Annotated in this window: 4 protein-coding genes; all 4 read right to left on the reverse strand. The window is 47.0% G+C overall.

Annotated elements, in window-relative coordinates:
• Positions 1-776 (reverse strand): hypothetical protein (locus P618_RS05525; protein WP_040458572.1); only part of this gene is annotated, 776 nt, incomplete at its 3' end.
• A 12-nt stretch (positions 777-788) separates the two neighbouring features.
• Positions 789-3,086, reverse strand: coding sequence for a hypothetical protein (locus P618_RS05530; protein WP_024161264.1), 2,298 nt, complete (start codon positions 3,084-3,086; stop codon positions 789-791).
• A complete protein-coding gene (locus tag P618_RS05535) occupies positions 3,076-3,771 on the reverse strand; it encodes a hypothetical protein (protein ID WP_024161265.1) in 696 nt (231 codons plus the stop codon). The genes P618_RS05530 and P618_RS05535 overlap by 11 nt, the downstream gene beginning before the upstream one ends.
• Positions 3,772-3,773: 2 nt before the next feature.
• On the reverse strand, positions 3,774-6,036 hold a 2,263-nt coding region (locus P618_RS08725), incomplete at its 5' end, for a hypothetical protein (protein WP_239638269.1).

Below are 6,036 nucleotides of genomic sequence, written 5' to 3' on the forward strand. Positions count from 1 at the left end.
GCTAAGATATCCAAGGCGTTACGAGAGTCTTGACAATCTGTTAATTCCAACACTTTTGCTAAAATGTAGAAATATTCCGGATGAATAAAGTGACCATCGAGCTGCTCTAGTTGCTCTTTAGCCACTTTCTGCATGCCCTCGAAAGGCCGACCAAATACTGCTACTTCCTTAGCAAAAAAGGCAAAACGTAAAATCGGAAAAGGCACCCAGATGACCGATTGGCTACGCGGCGGATCTTGAGATTGCAGGTAGGGCCGGCGTCCGTACGGGGGGCCTCCTCGAGATCGGGGCAAGGGCCAGTTCATGGAAGGGTCATAGATTTCTTCAGTGCAATACTCTTGATCGTACATCTCAAAACTGTCCCTGCGTCCAATAAACAGATCGTTAAAAATTCCACTGCACTCCAAGACATCTCTATCAATAACTCCTCCCATTACGGTCATTTCAGAAATATATAAAATTAACGCATCATCCGGATAATGATCTGATCCATTTTCTTTATTACGCTCTTTATCAATAATATCTTGAACAAATTGCCCTATTTCATCCTTTCCCCATTCAAATAATTCCCAAAAATCATCTGCTAATTCAGTAAATTTATCTGTCCATTTATCTTTTGGATAATCATATTCTCTCCACTCATTCAACAACAAAACTTTCATCAAAAACCCAGCTAAATACCGCGTACAATCCTTCCAATGAGGATTTTTTGTTTTTTTATCAGCCGTAAAATCATTTAAAACATACCAATGGTAATATTGTCCTAATACACTCATCTTTATCTCCCTTTAATTTTTTTCTAACGGATTAGGTTTAGTATTCAATTTAGGAATTTCTCCTTTTTCGAACTGCTCTAATTCTTTAGCGGTTGCCGGATAATGCTGGACTTTCTGCTCTTTACCATCTTTTTTGGGTTTAGGATGAATTTCTATAACATGTAAATCGTTTTGTGGTGCCCCTCCTCTTACTTCTTTTGGCCTAACTTGACTTGGTTTTTGATACGATTCTGTCCAGTTTCGTTCTTGTCCTGTGACAGGATTGAGCTCTTTCACATGATTAGACCCTCCATTCGTTCGCACATTGGGTCTTTTATCTTCTGCAGGGTTATGTTTTGTATAAAATCTCACTCTACCGTCAGGAAGAAATTTTCGATATTTGTATTTTGATTGATTTATTGCGCGCCCAACCTTTTGAACAAACTCCGGATGCACCTGTTCCACAGGTTTTTGCCCCTTCAGCTGCACACGCTCAAAATCGGCGCGCTGTAAACGTGTTTTTCCTGGATTTTCCGGCGCCGGAGCATTTTTATCCTGAATCAACACGCGATTTTGGCGCTGTTCTTCTTGAATTTTTTTAACGCAGCTTCTTTTTTTCGTACCGCCGCCCGTTTTTTCGCCGGTTTTCATCAAGGTGTTCGGGCCCTTTTGCTCTTTTGAAAAAGCTTTTTTTGCCAGGCGCACTCCGGCTTTTGCTGCTCGCGCTCCGGCCTTTAGACCTTGTGTGCCAAGGCCTGACGAGGCCAGATCCAGCGCCACAGACCCTGCTGTCAGCGCTGCATGCCCTCCGGCCGTCCAGTAATTTCCCGCCTCAAGGTTCTCTTTGATATCTTTGGCGCCTTGAACCACATCCAAAACGATAGCCGGAATGCTGGCCAAAAAGTTGTGCTCTAGTGCGTTTGCAGATGCGGTATCGCAGGCGGTGATATCGCCGGAATCCTTTCCCACCAAGCACAAACCAGTCGCTGTCAGCACTCTTATACAGGCTTGAGTTCGTCGGCCCAGCTCTAAGCCCGCCTCTTGACACCGAGAAACATAATCGGACCATGGCTCTTGAGGGAGCTGTTTTGGCAAAAACTGCTTGACGTTTTTCATGACCAGTTCTGCGCCCGACTCGGCTGCCATGGTGGCTCCGGCGGCTAAAAAGGCCTTGCTCCAGTCCAGATGGCCAGAGTTCACGGCTTGTAGGCTCAGCGTAGAGGCCAAAGAAAGCGCTCCGTGGAGCAATTTGTGCTCTAGAAAGTTGATTTCTTTGCTTTGATACTCCAGCCCGATTTGCCCGGCCAGAAATCCAGAAGCTTGTATCAATCCTTGTCCCGCAAGGGCTTTAAGAGGATCGGCCTGATAGACGGCACAGTTCAAAGCGGTGTTTTTAACGGCATGGATGGCGCGGTGGTCAGGGAGAATTTCTCCCAAAGCCAGGCCCGCTCCAGAAACTGCAAGACTTTTACCCACATCCTTCAGCATCGCTTTAAACTGGATGTGTCTGTGATCAGCCAGGCACTCCAAGCCTGAGTTCTGGATGAAGGCATGACCAGAGGCCGCAATCACCGATCCCACCAAAGGAGGCGCCAGCACCGCAGACAGAGCCGTGATGCCCACGCCAAGGACAGCCTTAAAGGCGGGCTTAAACTGAGTGCTTATATATTTTTCTTCTTGAGTGCAAGGCTCTAAAACCTGAAGGACCTGGCAAAAGGACTCTCGTGGAGCAATTTCTAAAGCCGGAGGAGCCCCTTGAGCTGACATCTCCAACAGCGGCGTGTCTACTGTAATGCGTCCCTTAAAGCCGCAGTTTCGATAGCTCAGCCCTTGCCCAGCAAGGCTTTGGGTCTTGACTCGAGCGATGTTCTTTTTCAGAACCTGAGTCTTGTGATAGCTGTCTTGCACTGGAGCGGCCAGCAATTGAAGCTTTTCCGCCGCCCTCAAGCTCACGCCGTCAATAAATTCAGTAGCCTGGAAGGACCCTTGCACCATGCTCACCTTCAAATCTCCACGCAAAGACCCCGGAGCCGGAGCCAAGCTCTGCCGGGTTTCTTGAATATAGGGGGAGCTAGAGGACTCCAGAAAAGTATTAACGCCCGGACGGTGCTGAAGAGCACGAGCCGTGATGCTCCCCGAGCCCTCAATATGGCATCCTTGGCTGGCAAAGCTGTGAGCGCGAATATCCATGTGCCCAGCGCGAATATTCGAGCCATGAAAAGTGCTCGAAGCTCCGCAATACACCTCATCAGACTTCTTGCCCGGCTTGACCAGGCGCTCTTGAACCTGAGTGGACAGGCCCAAGTCAATAAAACCCAACTCACTGCTCACATATTTTTAAAAATTCTTGACGAACACACTCAATGCGCTCTAGATTTTTTTTCGCTATAATAACGCCGTTATTGTTATATGATTTTTGATACTCATCCAATCCTAACTTTAGTTTCTGGATAAAATTATCCAAAATTTTCTTAAAATATTTTTTTTGAACCAAATAAAGATTTTGAATCAAAGGTTGCGTCTCAAAAAAATAATCAAAGTTATCATACAACATAGTAAAAATAAGTCCGTACGTTTTTTCCGTAGCTCGAGGAAGTAACTCATGAATACAATGAAGAAGTTCTGGAATATACGATTCTCCAAAATAACGAGAATTACAGATTCCATTTATTAAGGGCTCACTGGAATAATCTTCCATGCATACCAAGTCTTCATCATCATTGTCTGATGGAACGTATTTCAGCAATTTTGGAATTACAGAAGGGTCTGAATGGTTAAAAATTGCATGAAGGATAAAATCGAATAGCGTTTCACATTGCTGAACACGTTTAACGTCGTTTTGTTTTGTATCCCAATACTGCTTTTGAAGTCTTCCCCATTCCTGATATACATTTTCCAAATCTTTCAGTAATTCAACATTTGGAATTTTTTTTAAATGATCTAACAGTTCTGGTGCCTCCCCATACCACATGGGGGATCTTTTACGAAGTTGCTTATATATATATTGTGTACTCATTATTAATCTCCTTTTGGTTTACATGGTAAGCGCTCTAAGAAATTATTAGGAGCACTTTCCTTGGTCATGCGTAATGCTTGACTGCACACATCATTCACTACATCTTGGTGAAAGCCCGCTTCTTGAAGACCTTTTCGGGTGTCTATGATTCCCTGAGCCAGCCCTGATCGATCGTGGCCATGTTTAATTTTTTCATTATGTTTATGAATCAATTTTCTTCCCTTTCCTTGATGCATTCCTGCTGGCATAGCAATCACTACATCATTTCTGAATTCTTTTCCGGTTTGCTTTCTAAATTCTTTCGCTTGAGCTTGAGGATAAATGTGATGTTTTTCAAACTCTAATCCGGTTTCAATCTTTTTTTTAGTAATAAATTCTTTCACATGAGCGTCATCGTATTTTCCAACGCATAAGCCTTCTCCTTGATATTTTTCCGCGTACACTCGCATTTCTTCCGGAATCATTTTAGATGATTTTTCAATATTTTTTCGCGCTGAAACATTTTCAGCTTGCGATCCTCTCTTTGCTTGAGAGCCACCATCATTTCTTGTTTCGGTTTTCATCAAGGTGTTCGGGCCCTTTTGCTCTTTTGAAAAAGCTTTTTTTGCCAGGCGCACTCCGGCTTTTGCTGCTCGCGCTCCAGCCTTTAGACCTTGTGTGCCAAGTCCTGACGAGGCCAGATCCAGTGCCACAGACCCTGCTGTCAGCGCTGCATGCCCTCCAGCCGTCCAGTAGTTTCCCGCCTCAAGGTTCTCTTTGATATCTTTGGCACCTTGAACCACATCCAAAACGATGGCCGGAATGCTGGCCAAAAAGTTGTGCTCTAGTGCGTTTGAAGACGCGGTATCGCAGGCGATGATATCGCCGGAATCCTTGCCCGCCAAGCACAAACCCGCCGCTGTCAGCACTCTTATACAGGCTTGAGTTCGCCGTCCCAGCTCTAAGCCCGCCTCTTGACATCGGGCAACATAGTCGGACCATGGCTCTTGAGGGAGCTGTTTTGGCAAAAATTGCTTGACGTTTTCCATGACGAGTTCCGCGCCCGACTCGGCTGCCATGGTGGCTCCGGCGGCTAAAAAGGCTCTGCTCCAGTCCAAATGGCCAGAATTTATAGCTTGCAGGCTCAGTGTAGAGGCCAAAGAGAGCGCTCCGTGGAGCAATTTGTGCTCTAGAAAGTTGAGTTCTTTGCTTTGATACTCCAGCCCGATTTGCCCGGCCAGGAATCCAGAAACTTGTACCAGGCCTTGTCCCGCAAGGGCTTTAAGAGGATCGGCCTGATAAACGGCGCAATTCAAAGCAGTGTTTTTAACGGCATGGATGGCTCGGTGATCGGGGAGAATTTCTCCCAAAGCCAGGCCCGCTCCAGACACTGCAAGACTCTTTCCTGCGTCTTTTAACATCTCCCGAAAGTGAATGTGCCTGTGATCAGCCAGGCACTCCAGGCCTGAGTTCTGGATAAAGGCATGACCAGAGGCCGCAATCACTGACCCCACCAAAGGAGGCGCCAGCACCGCAGACAGAGCCGTGATGCCCACGCCAAGGACAGCCTTAAAGGCGGGCTTAAACTGAGTGCTTATATGTGTTGCCTCCTGGATACAGGGCTCTAGAACCTGAAGGACCTGGCAAAAGGACTCTCGTGGAGCAATTTCTAAAGCCGGGGGAGAGCCTTGAGCTGACATCTCCAACAGCGGCGTATCTACTCTAAGCACTCCATGCACGCCGCAGTTTCGGTAGCTCAGCCCTTGCCCAGCAAGGCTTTGAGTCTTGATTCGAACAATATTCTTTTTCAGAACCTGAGTCTTGTGATAACTGTCTTGCACGGGAGCCGCCATCAGTTGGAGCTTTTCTGCCGCCTCAAGGCTCACGCCGGATCTAAATTCAGTAGCCTGGAAGGACCCTTGACCCATGCTCACCTTCAAGTCTCCACGCAAAGGACCCCGGCACCGGAGCCGAGCTCTGCCGGGTTTCTTGAAGATAGAGAGAGTAGAGGACTCCAGAAAAGTATTAACGCCCGGGCGGTGCTGAAGAGCGCGAACCGTGATGCTCCCTGAGCCCTCAATATGGCATCCTTGGCTGGCAAAGCTTTGAGCGCGAATATCCATGTGCCCAGCGCGAATATTCGAGCCATGAAAAATGCTCGAGGCTCCGCAATACACCTCATCGGATTTCTTTCCGGGCTTGACCAGGCGCTCTTGAATCTGAGTGGACAGGCCCAAGTCGGCCCAGCGCTCCACATCCACATACAGATCCTGGGCACAGAGGTTG

This window comes from Holospora obtusa F1 (genome assembly GCF_000469665.2).
GTDB lineage: Bacteria > Pseudomonadota > Alphaproteobacteria > Holosporales > Holosporaceae > Holospora > Holospora obtusa.